Here is a 16,738-nt window from a genome sequence, read left to right on the forward strand (position 1 = left end):
GCTACACCATCAGCGGTTGAACCTCCTGCGCGACAAGGCGAATGAACTCACGGACGTCCGGCTCGTCAACGGTCGGTTGGAGTACCACGGTGGTTGCACCCGCGTCCACCCATCGCACTGCTGCTGCCGCAACGTCGGCCGCGGTCCCCACGGCAATCGCTTCCGCAGGCGATTCGCACCCTGACGCTGCGGCCTCGGCAAGGGCGCGCTCACGACCGCTGGAACCAAATGCACAGATGACGTAAACGACCACCTCGAGATCCTGCGCTCCGATATGAGCGATCGCCCGGCGAACGCCTTCCGGGGTCGTCCCACCCGAGAGCACGGTGCCCTGCGCCAACTCACCACTGAGCGCCAAAGTCTTTGGCCCCGTGGCACCGACGAGCAACTGCGGCACCTTCTCGGGCGGCCACGCCAGCTTGACGTCCGTGAGATTCACGTATCGACCGGATACCGTCACCGACTCACCGCGCAGTAATCGCTCGAGTGCTCCGAACTGCTCCCGGAGGAGGGTCAACGGCGATTCGACCTTGGCGCCGATCTGCCGCATCCAACTCTGAACGCCGTGACCGAAGCCAACACGCAGTCGATCCGGATGAACTCTGGCCAGCGCCGAAATCTCCATCGCCGTAATCGCGGTGTTGCGCATCGGCGTCGGCAGCACACCGATCGCCACTCCCAGGCGCGTGGTTTCGGCCAATACAGTTGCAGCAGTGGCTATTCCTCCACCGAAGAAGCAGTCCTCCCACAGCCAGACCTCGTCGATACCGACTTCGTCGGCATATTTGCCAAGCTGGATCAGATCCTCCGGGGATTGCTCCGGACGCAGGACCATCGCAATCCGTGCGGCGCTCATGCCGTCACCAGAAACGCAGCGATCTCGTCAGCTGTTCGGCGACCCTGTTCGCGTCCGAGTTCAGCTGCCGGGCGCCTTGTCGCCGGCGAGAGAGAGTTGGTTCCGATCGCTTCCACGACGGCGTCGTCGGCGAAGATCGCCAGTACCCGTGACTGCGTCATCGCGTCGATTTCCTCTCGTAGGCTGCCGCCCAGCAGATTCGGGGCGGGATCGGCAGCAGGTGAAAGAACCACGACCACATCGCAGTCGGCAGCCAAATGAACATTCGAGCCACTTGCCATTCCGCCGTCCATGTACCGGTCGCCCTCGATCATGACTACCGGCCACACCCCTGGTACGGCGCAACTTGCTCCGACTGCGTCGATCAGTTCTACGCCGTCAGCACTGCCGAACACCCTCAACTCACCGGTTTGTGCGTTGATCGCCGGGATGCGCAACTCCCGCTCGGGCCACAACCGATTGGGCAGCCTTGCCTCGATGACCGCACGACGCACGGCGGGTTCGACGGTGTCGGCGGCCATCGCTGCCTCGCCGAGCGCACGAAGTTGTTCGGACCGATCCGCGGAGCCCGCGATCGCGTCGACGAACATCTGACCGAGGACCTCGACATCTACCTCCGGATCGATCTCACCGGTCGCAGCGGCCGTTTGTGCGTCGAAAAGCTCCTGAAGTCTCGCGCCGCCCGCAATCTGAGCAGTCACGGTGGAACCTGCAGAAGTGCCGATCAATACGTCCGCTGCCAGCAGCGCTGCGGCAGCGTCCGGCGATTTGTCCTGAACGCCCAACAGAAAACCGGTTTCCCAGGCGATTCCCGCAACGCCGCCACCGGCAAGTACCAACCCCAATTTCACGCCGTCCACCTCTCGTCGATCACGATCCGTGCCCGAAGTCGACGTTAGACCTACTCTGAAGTGATGTTCATGCGCAGCGCAAAGACATTTGTTCCCGACGCACTCCGCGGGTTGATCGCATCCACCGACGACATCGCGTGGAACCCCGATCCCGGATACCTCACTCGTGCACAGCCCCTTCCACGCGGGCGAGTCGCGCTCGTCTCCGGCGGCGGCTCGGGTCACGAACCCATGCACGCCGGATTCATCGGCGAAGGAATGCTCACGGCCGTCTGTCCCGGGTTGATCTTCAGCTCACCCAACGCACTGCAGATCCATGAAGGATCCAAAGCTGCCGACGCCGGTGGCGGCGTCCTGCACATCGTGAAGAACTACACCGGCGACGTGATGAATTTCGGTATCGCACGGGAACTACTCCGCGAGGACAAGATCGACACGGACGTCGTCTTGGTCGACGACGACGTCGCGACCGAACGCGCAGACGGTAGCGGCCCGGGGCGACGCGGCACTGCGGCAACGATCGTGGTGGAGAAGGTCTGCGGCGCGTCGGCCGCCCGCGGTGACGACCTGGCCGAGGTGACCCGGATCGGACAACACGTCGCGCACTCGGCTCGCAGCATGGCCGTCGCTCTTCGCCCATGCACCTTGCCGGGGGCTGACGAGCCGTCGTTCGACCTACCGGACGGGCAGATGGAACTTGGTATCGGAATCCACGGCGAACGCGGCACAGAACGCGTGGACGCCCTGCCCGCACCGGAATTGGTGCGACGGCTGACGGATCCGATCATCGAGTCCCTGAGTCTCGCCGAAGGTGATCACGTCATTACGGTCGTCAACGGGCTGGGGGCCACCCACCCAATGGAGCTGCAACTACTGTTCGCCGAACTCGGAGATTATCTGGCCGACCAGGGAATTCACATCGAGCGGACGCTGATCGGAACGTTCGTCACTGCATTGAACATGGCCGGAGCATCCATCACCCTTGTTCGCACAAACAAAGAAATCCTCGAATTATGGGACGCACCAACAAAAGCGCCCGCCTGGCCGAATGCTATGGCACGTGAGTACAGCGGCATGGGCAAGCGTGAATCATTCGGTCCCACATTCACACCCGACACCTCACGCACTGCCGAAAGCAGCTTCGTCGGCGGCTGGATTGCGGACTGGGCCGCGAAGGTACTGAAGCAGGAACCTGCCCTGACCGATCTCGACCGACGAGCAGGAGACGGCGACTTCGGGACCAACATGGTGGCCGCACTGGATCAGCTCGATATCTCGGCGATCCGTGACACCTATTCCACTGCAACGATATTCGATGCAGTCTCCCAGGCGTACCTCGGTCACGCCGGCGGTACGTCCGGCGCGTTGTTCGGCATCTGGTTCCGGCATTTCTTCCGCGTCGCCGCAGAATCAGCGGACTCCGAACTCGACCTCGGTGCGATCGCGACTGCAGCACGGGCGGGGCTCGACAACATCACCTCGCTCGGCGGCGCACGCGTCGGCGACAAGACGATGGTCGACGCGATAGTTCCGGCGGTCGAGTCGTTGGAGCAATCCGTGAACTCGGGAGCCGATCGGGACGCCGCTCTGGCCAGCGCAGCGGCAGCGGCGGCGGCCGGCGCGGAGTCGACCGAAACCATGCTCGCGAACCGCGGACGTGCAAGTTATGTGGGCGAAGCCGCTCGCGGAGTGGTCGATCCGGGAGCGCTACTCATAGCGTGGTTTTTCGCTAGTGCAGTGGGTCACTAGCGAGCACTTCGGAGCTGTGACTAATCTGGCAGCCACAGCACATCGTTTGTGAGGGCCCGTGGGCAAAAGCACCGGTCTCACACACCACACAGGAGCAGCCCATGCTGAGCACCATGCAAGACGCCCCCCTCTCCATTGCTCAACTTCTCCGCCACGGTGCCTCCGTTCACGGCGCTTCCGAGGTTGTCACGTGGACCGAGTCCGGCCCGCGCCGTGTGTCATACGCAGACGTCGGCAAGCGCTGCGCACAGCTTGCGCACGCCCTGCGCGGACTCGGTGTCGAGGGTGACGAGCGAGTCGCCACGTTCATGTGGAACAACTCCGAGCACCTCGAGGCGTACCTGACGATCCCCTCGATGGGCGCTGTGCTCCACACGCTGAACATTCGTCTGTTCCCCGAGCAGTTGATCCACGTCGCCAATCACGCCGAGGACCGCGTGATCATCGTCGATCCGTCCCTGATTCCGCTTCTCTCTCCGCAGCTTCCGTCGCTGACAACCGTCAAGCACATCATCGTCACCGGCTCCTCCACTGCGGGACTCGAAGCTCCCGAGGGCGTGCAGGTTCACACATACGAGGGCTTGATCGCCGATCAGCCAACCGAGTTCGACTGGCCCGAGGTCGACGAACTCAGTGCTGCCGCAATGTGTTACACGTCCGGCACCACGGGCGACCCCAAGGGCGTCGTCTATTCCCACCGCTCGATCTACCTGCACTCCATGCAGGTCTGCATGAGCGACGGCCCCAACCTCGCGCAGGGAGATCGTGCACTCGCCGTAGTGCCTCAGTTCCACGCCATGTCGTGGGGACTTCCCTACGCCGCGTTCATGATCGGCGCCTCGCTGATCATGCCCGATCGCTTCCTCCAGCCTGCTCCGTTGGCTGCGATCATCGCCAGCGAGAAGCCGACGTTCGCCGCGGCCGTACCCACCATCTGGCAGGGCCTGCACCTCTACCTCGAGCAGAACCCACAGGACATCTCCTCGATGCGTGAGGTTCTGATCGGCGGCTCCGCTGTACCGCCTGCCCTCATGCACGCATTCGAAGCCGACCACAACGTCTCCGTCCTGCACGCCTGGGGCATGACCGAAACCTCCCCACTCGGATCCGTTGCCCGCCCGCCGGCCGGTGTCACCGGCGACGCGATGTGGAAGTACCGCTACTCTCAGGGCCGCTTCCCGGCATCCGTCGAGGCACGTCTAATCGACGATGACGGCAAAGTTGTTGCACACGACGGCGTTTCCGTCGGCGAGCTCGAAGTGCGCGGCCCCTGGATCACCGGGTCGTACTACGGCGTCGATGCGGAAGACAAGTTCAACGACGGCTGGCTCAAGACCGGTGACGTCGGATCCATCACGGCCGACGGCTTCCTGAGCCTGTCCGACCGCTCCAAGGACATCATCAAGTCCGGCGGCGAATGGATCTCATCGGTCGACCTCGAGAACGCCGTCATGGGCCACCCTGACGTCACCGAAGCTGCCGTCATCGGCGTGCCGGACGAGAAGTGGGACGAGCGCCCGTTGGTCGCGGTTGTTCTGCGCGCCGGATCCGAGACCACGATGTCCGAACTCCAGCAATATCTTTCGGACAAGGTAGCCAAGTGGCAGCTCCCCGAGAACTGGGCTGTGGTTCAGGAAGTTCCGAAGACGAGCGTCGGCAAGTTCGACAAGAAGCGCCTGAGGGCCGACTACCACGAAGGCGGACTCGAAGTCACTCGCCTCTGACACGGAGTGAGTGCTGAAGCATGAATACTGAAGGTGGGCAACAGGTTTTCAATCTGTTGCCCACCTTCGTTTAACGAGCAATGCACTTTACGGACGATAACCGACCGTGTGAAAAGCGATGTCGACGTACTTCTGCGCCAATTGCGTCGGCGACATCGGCCCGCCGGTCTGGAACCAACGCGGCAGTGACTGCGCCATACCGAGTATGGCCCGGACGGTCTCCTCGGTGTCGGTGACCGCGAAATCTCCCGATGCCACACCGTCGTCGACGATCCTGCGCATGAGCAACTCGAGCCGCTTACGACTGGCGGCGTATCGACTTCGGCTTTCCGGTGAGACATGCCGAATCTCGGTGTCCAACGCAGCATGCCGCGACCGGTGGGTCATGTAGAGAACAATTGCCTCCACCACCAAGGCGAAGCGTCGTACCGGATTTTCGCCGGCTTCCACCTCTGCCGCTTCGGTTCTGGTATTCAGCTCACTCATCGAGATCTCGAACAGAGCGACGAGGACTGCCTCTTTGTTCGCGTGGTGATAGTAGAGCGCGGGAACGGTTACCCCGACACGGTTGGCAATCTGCCGCACCGTCGTGCCGTGGTAACCGTTCTCGTCGAACAGCTCGAGCGAAGCCATCAGGATGTCGGTCATCACCAGCGGCGGGAAAGTCCTCCAGTCCACTGCCACCGAATTCACGGGCTCCACCTCGCCAGTCATGAATAGCCGAAATTACCGCGGTGCCATACGGATTGCACCGTCGAGGCGGATCGTCTCACCGTTGAGCATAGGGTTGGAGACGATATGCGCAGCAAGCGCGCCGTACTCGCTGGGATCGCCCAGGCGAGAGGGGTGAGGCACCTGCTGACCCAGCGACGCCTGGGCTGCTTCAGGCAGTCCGGCCAGCAACGGGGTCTTGAACAGCCCGGGAGCGATGGTGTTGACGCGGATCAGCAGCGACGCGAGGTCACGGGCGATGGGGAGCGTCATACCGACGACGCCACCCTTCGACGCGGAGTACGCAGCCTGCCCGATCTGACCGTCATAGGCTGCGACGGAGGCGGTGTTGATGATGACGCCGCGTTCACCGTCGATGGGTTCGGTCTTCGAAATACGTTCCGCAGCAAGACGAAGAACGTTGAAGGTGCCGATCAAGTTGACGTCGATGACCTTCTTGAACGCGTCGAGCGGGAAAGCACCCTTCTTGCTGACAGTCTTGACTGCGTTGCCGATTCCGGCGCAGTTGACTGCCACGCGCAGGGGTCCGAGGGACTCGGCCACGTCGAGTGCAGCGGTGACCGCAGCCTCGTCGGTGACGTCTGCAGCCGCGAAGCGGACCCGGTCGCCAAGTTCCTTGGCGATGGCTTCACCGTTGGACGACGGAAGGTCGACGATGACGACGCTGGCACCGTCGGCAAGAAGGGCTTTGGTCGTAGCCAGGCCGAGGCCGGATGCTCCACCGGTGACGACGGCGACGCTGTCGTTGACGATCATGAGAGTTCCTTTCGAAAGGTTATGTGTTTCAGATGCGTTCGATGATGGTGGCGTTGGCCATGCCGGCGCCCTCGCACATGGTCTGCAATCCGTAGCGTCCGCCGGTGGCCTCGAGGTGGTTGACCATCGTGGTCAACAGTCGAGTACCCGAGGACCCCAGGGCATGGCCGAGTGCAATCGCGCCGCCCCACGGGTTGAGCTTTGCCGGGTCGGCGCCGAACTCGTGAGCCCAGGCGAGTGGAACGGGAGCGAAGGCCTCGTTGACCTCGTAGGTGTCGATGTCGTCGATGCTCAGACCCGCGCGAGCGAGCACCTTGTGGGTGGCTGGGATGGGTGCGGTGAGCATGAAGATCGGGTCGTCGCCCGCAACGGAGAAGGAGTGGAAGCGTGCTCGCGGCGTCAGCCCCAGCTTCGACGCCATTTCTTCGCTCATGATCAGTGCTGCGGACGCGCCGTCGGTGAGCGGCGACGAGTTACCGGGAGTGATCGACCACTGCGCCTCGGGGAAGCGCTGCGCGTACTTCTCCGAGTAGAACGACGGCTTCAAACCGGCGAGTCCCTCGGCGGTAGTAGACGCGCGAACCGTCTCGTCGACGATATGCGAGACGGTCTCACCGGCGGCGTTGGTCACCGAGATCGGCAGAATCTCCTTGTCGAAGAGCCCCTTCGCCGCTGCCTCTGCTGCCCGCTGGTGGGACTGCGCGGAGAATGCGTCGAGAGCGTCGCGGTCAAGCTTCCACTTGGCGGCGATCAATTCTGCAGAGATTCCCTGGTTGACCAGGCCTTCGGGGTAGCGAGCCGCGATGCCCGGACCGGAAGCATCCTTCCCCATCGTCGTGGTACCCATCGGGACACGACTCATGGATTCGACGCCTGCCGCGATCACGATGTCGTAGGCCCCGGCGATCACGCCCTGCGCCGCAAAGTGCGCAGCTTGCTGACTTGATCCGCACTGGCGATCGATCGTGGTGGCGGGTACCGACTCGGGGAACCCTGCCGACAGGACCGCGCTGCGGGTGATGTTGAGCGCCTGCTCACCGGCCTGGCCGACGCAACCGCCGATCACGTCGTCCACCAGGGCGGGGTCGAGGCCGTTTCGCGAGGTGATGGAACGCAGAACGTGGGCCATCAGTTCGACAGGGTGCGTCCCGGACAGCGCTCCACCCGGCTTTCCCTTGCCGGACGCGATCCGGACTACATCGACGATCACTGCCTTGGTCATCTTCGTTCCCTTCGAGGACGTGCATTGCTGGGGCGGTCCGGCACCCGAGTTCGTGGCACCGGATGCCGGACCGAGATCGTGGGAGCATCCTGACTTAGCGCTCGCTAAACACTTACCACCGAGTCGGACCGTCCGTCAAGAGAGGGCTACCGAACTCGAAGCAAATATGGACGGACAAAAAAGTTGGACGATCAGGAACCCCTGACCAACGCCCTTCATTAGTACTTTCGAATGATAGGTTTTCAATCTTCGCCCGAAATGTCCGGAATCGGATAACCTTCCGCCACAAGCAATCCAAGCCACAGGGGATTCGGGGCGTGGCACCAATCGATGACAAACCGCAGGGGGACTGACCCGGAGGTAGAGCGTGGACCTGCGATACGTTGCATTCATACGTGCCGACTCGCATTTCTACGACCGAATCAGAACGGCCACTCGACCTGACGCACCGACTGACCAGCACTTTAAGCCTGCAAAGTCGGTGGACTGGTCACTCTGGCGACGCGGTCCCCAAAGCGGACCGTGGAACTACTTCCAACCGCCTGACAGCGTGCTGCCAGAACAGGGATGGAAGATTCACTGCTCCGCTACCCAAGCCAACGCGCAGGAGCTGCTCGATACCGTCTCCGCGTATTGCGGCCACAATCTGGTGCCTTTCAAATTTCTTCGGACGGCAGCAGACCTCATGTTCTCCAACAGCAAGCAGGCCAATCGAACATCCAGCGGAAAATTCATCACGATCTATCCGGCGGATAGCGTTGCCACACAACGTGTCATCACCGAACTGGACGAGCTTGTCACGGCTGCCGACGGGCCATACATCCTCAGCGATGTGCGATGGAACCGGGGACCACTGTACTTACGGTACGGCGCGTACCTGCCCATGCACACCAACGATTCATTCGGCGATCGCGTCCCGGCAATACGGCGCCCTGACGGATCGCTCGAACCCGATCTGCGCGGCACTTCCTTCAGAACTCCAGACTGGGTACAAATCCCGGACTTCGTTCGCGCGCAGCAAGACAAGCTGAAATCACGCGACGCCTTCCCCTATTCGATCACTGAAGCCCTGCACTTCAGCAACAGCGGGGGGATCTACTCAGCGCTGGACGACGCCGGCATCAATCTGGTCATCAAAGAGGGTCGACCCTTCACCGCCCCGGACGCCAACGGCCGGTACGCAATCGACCGCATCCGCAACGAGTACGACACGCTGACTCACCTTGCCGACAACCCGTACTCACCTTCCGCGCTCAACTTGTTCGAGCGCGAAGGACACCACTTTCTTGTCACCGAGCGCGCTCCCGGCGCTCCCCTGAATCAGGAGATTGCGCTCCGCTATCCGCTGATACGCGCGGATCAGACACTCAGCTCCCGAACGGAATACAGAACCTGGGCGCTCGACATCGCACAACAGTTGACCACAGCAGTCGAGAGCTTCCACAACGCCGGAATCGTTCATGCCGATCTTCACCCCGGCAACGTGATGTGCTCACCGTCCGGTATTCGGATCATCGATTTCGAGATGGCCCACAACATCGACGAGCAACCGCCCCGGTCCACCGGGGCTCCCGGGCACACCGCACCGCAACAGTTGACAGGAATCGAGGCAGATCGATACTCCTTGGGATGCATCGAGCTGGGACTCTTTGTTCCACTTACTACATTGCTCCCCCTCGATCGCAACAAGATTCCCGAACTCATCGGCTACGCGGTGTCTCGATTCGATCTTCCTCGTGCCTTCTGTGCCTCGCTCTATTCGATGCTCGACGCACAGCCGCCGGAACCGGAGGATCACCCGCATCGTTGGGACACGTCGTCGAGGGAAACCTTGCAACGTATGGACGCTCGATTGCGCTGCGGCATCCTCACCTCACTTGATCTCTCCCGCGCTGATCGACTCTTTCCCGGCGACATCGCCCAGTTCGAAGTAAACGGTTACGGCATTGCTCACGGCTCGTGCGGAAACCTACTCGCCGATGATCTTCCCACCGACACCTTGGAGACAGTTCTGGAATGGACTGAACATCAAGTTGATTCGGATACGCAACCACGGTTCGGTTTCTTCGACGGGCTCGCGGGTGCGGTGCATACCTTTCGGCAACTAGGACGACACTCGACTGCCGACAGGTGGGCCGAGACTTTGCGTCGAGTCCCACTCGACGATCTCGACTCCAGCCTCTTCGGCGGCCTTTCCGGAATCGGGTGCCTTCTACTCGAGGAATCGGAGTCATGTCCGGCGGCATCGTCAACTCTCGCTCTCGTCACCGAGACTCTGCGGGATCGCCTTCCTGCTGCTCGCGCACACGTCCGCTTCACCGACGGAACATCCTGGGCGACAACGGGTCGCGGAGGCTTGATGAGAGGGCCGAGCGGGCAAGCACTGTTCTGGACTCGCCACTACGAACGGACCGGTGATCCTCGATCGCTGGAACACGCGCGACAGCTTGTCGACATCGACCTGTCCGTGATGCAGATGTGCCCTGACGGTTCGATGCAGCTGACAGAAGAGCGCCGCACAATGCCGTACCTCGGATCGGGATCCGTCGGCGTGGGCCTGGTACTTCTTCAACTTGTTCGACATGTCGACGAGCCGCGCTACGCGTCTGCGCTACTTGCCATATCCCGAGCTGCCGCCGTCGAATTCACTGCCCAAGCCGGACTACTCAACGGGCGAGCCGGGCTGATTCTCTTCCTCGGCGAACTCTCCAAGAGTCCATATGCCGGCGCCGATTGCGAGCAGACGCTTACCCAGCAGTTCCAGCTTCTGGGCTTACACAGCCTCAATCACGCAGGAGGACTGCACTTTCCAGGTGAACAGAACCTGAGACTCTCGACCGACTGGGCAACCGGATCTGCAGGAATACTGGCGTTGCTCCGACATACCGGATCGGCAACTGCCCGACAGTCGTTTCCACTGATGTGCGCGTCGAACTGCCACATCGCCTAATTGTTCGGAAGTTATCACCCACGGCAGATTGGAGCACAGAAGTACCAGGCAAAAAACCTGGAATTAAATCAACACCGCAAGCAAACTCGATCGATCAAATCCATCGGCAAGAACGCCGATCAACAAAGGAAATGACAATGGACGCTATTCTCTCCCTTCAAGATCTGTCAGTCGCCGCCGGCAACGTCGGAGACGCAGGCCAGCTCGAGCAGAACGCGGCAATCAGTTCGCTCAGTTTCTTCTGCCTCTGACCTCAGGCCGATACCTCGGGCAAAGCTCCGGGGTATCGGCTTTCGGAATCCGTGCGGATAACCAGAAGAACAGTATTGTTTCATCATGAGACGCATCCACGCTTCACCGAGCTGCATTCGCCGATGACTTGAGCGACCTGGCGGCAATGCCGAGGGCAGATCGGATGGTCATCGGCGGTGATATTCCTTCTGATCCTGACAACGGCGATTTCAGGTTGGTTCGTTCAGCGTTCGGGCGAGGGTTGGAACTTCGGGGCCGTCTGCTCGCGCTGGTACGACGGAGGTGGCAGTTGCCGCACCGACACCGCCTTGACCTTCACGACGCTTTTCGTACTCCTACTTCCCTTCGCCTCCGGAATGCTGGTCTGGTGGTTTGAGGATCAATACGTGTCAACGACGAGATGAGGGAATCGGTACCATCCGCCCCCGATGTCTTCCAACTGGAGCTGATTGAAGGTCTTGTCGGACACGCCATCGGGTGCGTACACCCAGCCTGGATTGTCCAAGATGTCCAATCCATCTCGTGCGTCATAGAAATAGACGTGGCCTTCACTGCTGACGTTGGCATAGGAGATATCGAATCTGCCGATTCGTAGATCACGATGATACCCATCGGAATAGGGATCGTCAGGTTCTTGAAGTAGTTGCTGTGCAACGGTTTCGAAGTCTGCCCGATACTGATCGAAATGTGGCTGCCCCGCGGCCGCGATCCCGAGCGCGATCACCACGAGAACCGGAACAGCGACAACGGACCACAACCATCGGCGTCGCTGCCACCAGCACACTCCGAGCAGCACGATTGCAACAGTCGCGGTGAGGACCCAGAGAACGATCGCACCGGCGATCGAGAGTGCACTATCCCCAGGTTCGGGCCAGGTGAGATGGCATTTCGCTGCGACATACATCGCCGACGCCGACGCTGCGATAAGTGCGTTTACCAAACCAACCCAACGAAGAGCACCGGACCTTCTCGTTGCCTGCGAGTTCGACACTGCCTGATCCATTCGATGAGAATAGCGAGCTGTTTGTCGCGGACTAGCAGTAACCACTTCCCCGATCTCACGATCGATTGTTTCTCGGCACGGAGAAAGTGTCCACGGTGCTATCTTTGCTGACTATGGGAGGCAGGGCTACGAGGATGGTCGATTTGAACTACCGATGTCAGGAGAGTTCGGCGACTCCCAAAGTCGACAGGTCAATTTTGAGCACGGCCGGATTCGGTGGATCGCAGCAACCAATACCATCGTCACCTCATGATGACGTGACTGTTGCGGGCGAGTCGTGAAGATTCGATTATTACGAGCAAGCCAAGCGTCTTTAGCAATATCGCTGATCGCACTAACCTTGGTCTATTTGTTGGACGCATTTTCTTTGCGCCTCCAACATCAGCCCAGCTGGTGCATTGATCACTATGGAATCCCATCACGATTCAATAATCTCCTTCCCGACCGGGCGGAGAGGGTAGCGGCAGGAATTACAGACTTCTGGGGATGGTTCCCTCCAGGCATAAGCTGTACATTCACTGATGCAGTGACCAAAGAAAGCGAAACGGTGGCACCGGCCGCGGACAGGTCGTACATCGTCGTCGTTCTTGTGGCGCTGATCATGATCTCGGCTGTCGGCGTATTGTTCGGCCGCCGGAAGCGCTGAAGATTGGTTCTGGCTCGGGACTGCAGATGCGCACTCGACACCAGACCGATGAGTAACAAATCGGTGTCCGTTGTATCCGGCGCTTCCACTACTCGTCGATCTTCGCGAATCCACCGGCCGTGTTCGAGGGTATTTCTTGCGGTCCTGGTGGTCTTCGTTCCCATCACGCTGGCGATGACACGCCTGGGCCTGGTGCTCGGCTGGACCCATACGCTTGCCGGGGACAGACAACTGCCTTCGAGAACAGGGAATCGATCACTATGCCGTGGCCTATCACCCGCAGAGCCGGTACTGGCATTTTCAGTTCATCGAGACCGCCGTGATGCTGTTGCGCTCCGGGTTGATGGTGGCGCTCGCACTCGTCGGCGCACGTGGACTACGTCGGCGACCCGCCTATAACCGAATGTCCGAAATGTCGAAATCGATTTGATAGCAGCAATTTTCGATCCACATTCTCTTGTGTTCGAAACTTTGTTCGATTAAGCTTTCGGCATGGACAGTCGGGATGCGTGGCAACTGGATGGTGAGGGCCTCAAGGGTGAGGTTCTCGATCTGGTGCGCGCCCGGCACGAGTTGCAGTCGCGGTTGGTGTTGCTGATTGTGGAGATGTTTTCCCGTGAGGTTCTCGGCGGGAAGGGTTTTCGGGCGATCGCGCAGTGGTTGCACGGTTCGACGAATCTGGAGATCGGTGAGTGCAGTCTGCTGGTCGGGTTGGCGCGGTTGTTGATGCTCGAACCCGTTGTGGGCGATGCGTTTCACCGGGGTGATGTTGATGCGTTGAAGGCGCGTCAGGTGGCGTCGTTTTGTCAGCATCCACCAAAGAACATGACCCCGGCGGACGTGGACAAGGCCCGCAGGATTCTGCTCGGCCTGGCGTCGAAGAACATCGCGGATTGTGATGCAGTGCGGGCAGCGATCCGCCGAATCGAGAAGCAGTACGGCAAGCGCGAGGATGGCGTCCCGGTCGGCGAGGATTCCGAACGTAACGAGTTCTACGCCTCGAAAGGCTTGTACGGGCGGGTGTCTGTGAAGGGTGATCTGGATGCGGTCAACGGGGCACGGTTGATCACGTTGTTGTCGGGCCTGTCCGCTCCGACACCGGAGAAGGACGGTGTCAAGGACACCCGCACGCCGGCATTACGACGGGCCGATGGGTTTTGCGAGTTGTTGAGCCGCTACGAGCGGGCGGGGTTGGGTCCGATCGAGGGCGGCGTGAAACCACACATCACGGTGACCGCGTCCGCGAAAGACATGACGGACCTGCAAGCGTTGAAAGACCTGTTGCCGTCCACGGAGGAGTTGGGGTTCGCGTGGACGGATTGGGTGGGTCCGATCAGTATCGATACCGCACGGATGCTGGCGTGCGACTGCACCGTCACCCGAATTTTGTTGGATGAGAATGGTGTTCCGCTCGACTGCGGTAAGGAAGCGAGAACAGCAACGGTGCCGCAGCGGCGGGCGTTGGCGGTTCGTGATGGTGGGTGTGCGTTTCCGGGGTGTGGGACTCCGTCGGGGTGGTGCGATGCTCATCATATTGTTCATTGGAATGATGGTGGCCCAACGGATCTCGACAATCTGATCTTGTTGTGCGGCCATCATCATCGGACGATGCATCACACGGAGTGGCGGGTGGAGATCGGACCGGATCGGAAGACGGTGTTCTATCCACCGATGTCGGTTGATCCGCACCAGCATCCGATCGGCGGGAACAGCCCACCCACAGCGGCGTGAATCGCGACAATCGAATACATCAGCACCGGGGACGAACCATGCCCCGGTGCTGGCGCACGTTTCTGGTCAGATCCCAACCCCTCAAATCCCAGCCCCTCAGATCCCAGCCCCTCAGATGCCGGCCCTTCGCACGAGAGCGTCAGTGGCAGAAGGGGATACAACGTCAATCGCTCGTAACAGCCCCGCGTACCGTGGATACAGCTCGACGGGACGCGTATTGATCGCCCTCAAGATCCACGATGCAGCTTGATCGGCCGTCAGCGCCGGCTGGCTCACGTAATCCGCCGTCGGCGCGATCATCGGTGTTCGTATGAGTGGGAATTGCACTGTGGTGACATCGACACCGGTGCCGTGACATTCCGCGCCGAGGCTTCGGCCGAAGGCACTGAGAGCAGACTTCGACGCGTGGTAGGCACTGAACCTCGGCATCACGCCGGCAGTGACTCCCCAGGTTCCGACGTTGATGATGTGTCCGGACTTCGCCTCGAGCATCGCGGGCAGCAGACGCAACGTCAGTCGTGTAGGTCCGAAGTAGTTGAGTGCCATAGTGCGCTCGTAGTCGTGGAATCGGTCGACCGAATCCAACGCGGTACGCCGGATCGAGCGACCCGCATTGTTGACGAGGATGTCGACCGACCCGAATCGATCCGCGATCGTCTCCGCGAGTTCGTCGACGGCTTCACCGCGGGAGAGGTCCGCAGGCACGATGTGCGCCCACCCTCCCCTGCGGTGGATCTCGTCCCGTACGTGTTCGAGGTTTTCCTCACCGCGCGCGACCAGGATCATCTCGGCTCCCCGACGAGCCAAGAGATGAGCTGTCGCCTCGCCGATCCCCGAGGAAGCTCCTGTCAGAACGATCGTCTTGTCGGAGAGCGTGACACCGCGTGACGGAACAAGAGAGCGCAGACGCGTCGGCGGACTCAAGGCAATATTGCTGAGCAGCGTTCTGATCACATCGGCCTCGGTTCGATCTTCGCGTGCGTTTCGGTGCGAACCCATCCCTGAACAGCCAACTTCGAGCGCACCGCGGAAATTACTCAAAAGTAAGTTATGGCGCCGTTTCGACCGTGTCAAGAATTCGTCGAGATCCAGGAGTATCTGCCACTAGCTTTTCCTGATACCTCGGGTTACATTAAACCCAGACCGAGTGCCAGCGATCACACAACCGGCCCTCGATTCCACCGAACACCGCGAGAAATACCAGCGGTGACCGAAACGAAGAGGAGACGCCATGACGCTCACATCGCCGCTCGACAAGCGCGGAGAAGCATCCGACGACTCGTACAACGAGACGCTTCGACTCCTGTCCGAGGGCTCGGTGCACAAGCACTTCGACCCGTACCTCGACATCGACTGGGACTCCCCCGAGTTTGCCGTCGTCCCGAACGATCGCCGCTGGATCCTCCCGGCCGAGACAGACCCGCTGGGTGCTCACCCCTGGTACCAGTCGCAGTCCGAGGCCAGGCAGATCGAAATCGGCATGTGGCGCCAGGCCAATGTCGCGAAGGTCGGTCTCCAGTTCGAGAACATTCTGATCCGCGGCATGATGCAGTACGTCTTCTCGCTGCCCAACGATTCGGCCGAGGCGCGCTACTGCACGCACGAGTCGGTCGAAGAGTGCAACCACACGATGATGTTCCAGGAGATGGTCAACCGCATCGGTGCCGACGCTCCCGGCATGAGCCGTCCGATGAAGATGCTTGCACCCTTCATTCCCCTCGCTGCGGGTCCGTTCCCCGAACTGTTCTTCGTCGGTGTCCTCGCCGGTGAAGAGCCGATCGACCACATTCAGAAGAGCATCCTGCGTGCCGGCGGCCAGATCCACCCGATCATGCAGTCGGTCATGGCCATCCACGTAGCCGAGGAAGCGCGTCACATCTCGTTCGCGCACAAGCTTCTGAGCCGTCGCATCCCGCTGATGTCACGCCCGAACCGGTTCGTCCTCTCGCTGCTGTTCCCGATCGTCATGCGCATTCTCTGTGACGCCATCGTCATCCCGCCGAAGTCCTTCTGGAAGCAATTCGACATCCCGAAGTCCGTGAAGAAGGACCTGTTCTGGGATCTGCCCGAGTCGCGCCAGACCCTGCGCAACTACTTCGGTGACGTCCGCATGCTGGCCACCGACACCGGCCTGATGAACCGTGCCTCGCGCCTGGTCTGGAAGTCCTGCAAGATGGACGGCCGCGCATCACGTTTCCGTAGCGAACCTCACCGCAGCTCGCACAACGCCGCCGCGTAGCTCCCGGACAGTCGAGATCGGACTCAT

The 16,738-nt window shown here is 60.9% G+C and carries 12 protein-coding genes; 5 read left to right on the forward strand and 7 right to left on the reverse strand.

Going from position 1 to position 16,738, the window contains the following annotated elements; translation table 11 throughout:
* Nucleotide 1: 1 nt before the first annotated feature.
* Nucleotides 2–856 carry an LLM class flavin-dependent oxidoreductase gene (locus FEZ59_RS13025; protein ID WP_172932724.1) on the reverse strand — a complete coding sequence of 285 codons (855 nt, stop codon included), beginning with the start codon at nucleotides 854–856 and terminating at the stop codon, nucleotides 2–4.
* On the reverse strand, nucleotides 853–1,716 hold the full coding sequence (locus FEZ59_RS13030) for a patatin-like phospholipase family protein (RefSeq protein WP_172932725.1): 864 nt from the start codon (nucleotides 1,714–1,716) through the stop codon (nucleotides 853–855). The genes FEZ59_RS13025 and FEZ59_RS13030 overlap by 4 nt, the downstream gene beginning before the upstream one ends.
* Nucleotides 1,717–1,770: 54 nt before the next feature.
* Between FEZ59_RS13030 and FEZ59_RS13035 the strand changes: the two genes are divergently transcribed.
* A complete protein-coding gene (locus FEZ59_RS13035; RefSeq protein ID WP_172932726.1) occupies nucleotides 1,771–3,456 on the forward strand; it encodes a dihydroxyacetone kinase family protein in 1,686 nt (561 codons plus the stop codon).
* Between the two features lie 101 nt (nucleotides 3,457–3,557).
* On the forward strand, nucleotides 3,558–5,180 hold the full coding sequence (locus tag FEZ59_RS13040) for a long-chain fatty acid--CoA ligase (protein ID WP_019745828.1): 1,623 nt from the start codon (nucleotides 3,558–3,560) through the stop codon (nucleotides 5,178–5,180).
* An 87-nt stretch (nucleotides 5,181–5,267) separates the two neighbouring features.
* Here the strand turns inward: FEZ59_RS13040 and FEZ59_RS13045 are convergent, their stop codons facing one another.
* Genes FEZ59_RS13045 through FEZ59_RS13055 form a run of 3 tightly spaced genes read right to left on the reverse strand, consistent with a single transcriptional unit; the run spans nucleotide 5,268 to nucleotide 7,890 of the window.
* On the reverse strand, nucleotides 5,268–5,894 hold the full coding sequence (locus tag FEZ59_RS13045) for a TetR/AcrR family transcriptional regulator (protein WP_020909537.1): 627 nt from the start codon (nucleotides 5,892–5,894) through the stop codon (nucleotides 5,268–5,270).
* A gap of 12 nt (nucleotides 5,895–5,906) precedes the next feature.
* Entirely contained in the window at nucleotides 5,907–6,668 is a 762-nt protein-coding gene (locus FEZ59_RS13050) for a 3-hydroxyacyl-CoA dehydrogenase (protein WP_172932727.1), read from the reverse strand.
* A gap of 28 nt (nucleotides 6,669–6,696) precedes the next feature.
* Nucleotides 6,697–7,890, reverse strand: coding sequence for an acetyl-CoA C-acyltransferase (locus FEZ59_RS13055; protein ID WP_172932728.1), 1,194 nt, complete (start codon nucleotides 7,888–7,890; stop codon nucleotides 6,697–6,699).
* A 367-nt stretch (nucleotides 7,891–8,257) separates the two neighbouring features.
* On the opposite strand from FEZ59_RS13055, the gene lanKC reads away from it, so the two are divergent.
* A complete protein-coding gene (lanKC, locus tag FEZ59_RS13060; RefSeq protein ID WP_172932729.1) occupies nucleotides 8,258–10,840 on the forward strand; it encodes a class III lanthionine synthetase LanKC in 2,583 nt (860 codons plus the stop codon).
* 631 nt (nucleotides 10,841–11,471) lie between these two features.
* Here lanKC and FEZ59_RS13065 read toward each other — a convergent pair.
* Entirely contained in the window at nucleotides 11,472–12,095 is a 624-nt protein-coding gene (locus FEZ59_RS13065) for a hypothetical protein (RefSeq protein WP_070795496.1), read from the reverse strand.
* Between the two features lie 1,138 nt (nucleotides 12,096–13,233).
* Here FEZ59_RS13065 and FEZ59_RS13070 point away from each other — a divergent pair.
* Complete coding sequence (locus FEZ59_RS13070; protein WP_172932730.1) at nucleotides 13,234–14,472, forward strand: HNH endonuclease signature motif containing protein; 1,239 nt, start codon at nucleotides 13,234–13,236, stop codon at nucleotides 14,470–14,472.
* A 111-nt stretch (nucleotides 14,473–14,583) separates the two neighbouring features.
* Here FEZ59_RS13070 and FEZ59_RS13075 read toward each other — a convergent pair whose 3' ends face one another.
* Nucleotides 14,584–15,471 carry an SDR family oxidoreductase gene (locus tag FEZ59_RS13075; protein ID WP_019745837.1) on the reverse strand — a complete coding sequence of 296 codons (888 nt, stop codon included), beginning with the start codon at nucleotides 15,469–15,471 and terminating at the stop codon, nucleotides 14,584–14,586.
* Nucleotides 15,472–15,703: 232 nt separating this feature from the next.
* Between FEZ59_RS13075 and FEZ59_RS13080 the strand changes: the two genes are divergently transcribed.
* The gene (locus FEZ59_RS13080) at nucleotides 15,704–16,711 is read left to right on the forward strand and encodes a diiron oxygenase (RefSeq protein WP_134998970.1); all 1,008 of its coding nucleotides are present in this window, start codon (nucleotides 15,704–15,706) and stop codon (nucleotides 16,709–16,711) included.
* Nucleotides 16,712–16,738 lie beyond the last annotated feature (27 nt).

It is taken from the genome of Rhodococcus sp. MS13 (assembly GCF_013277835.1).
In the GTDB taxonomy this organism is placed as follows: Bacteria; Actinomycetota; Actinomycetes; order Mycobacteriales; family Mycobacteriaceae; genus Rhodococcus_F; species Rhodococcus_F erythropolis.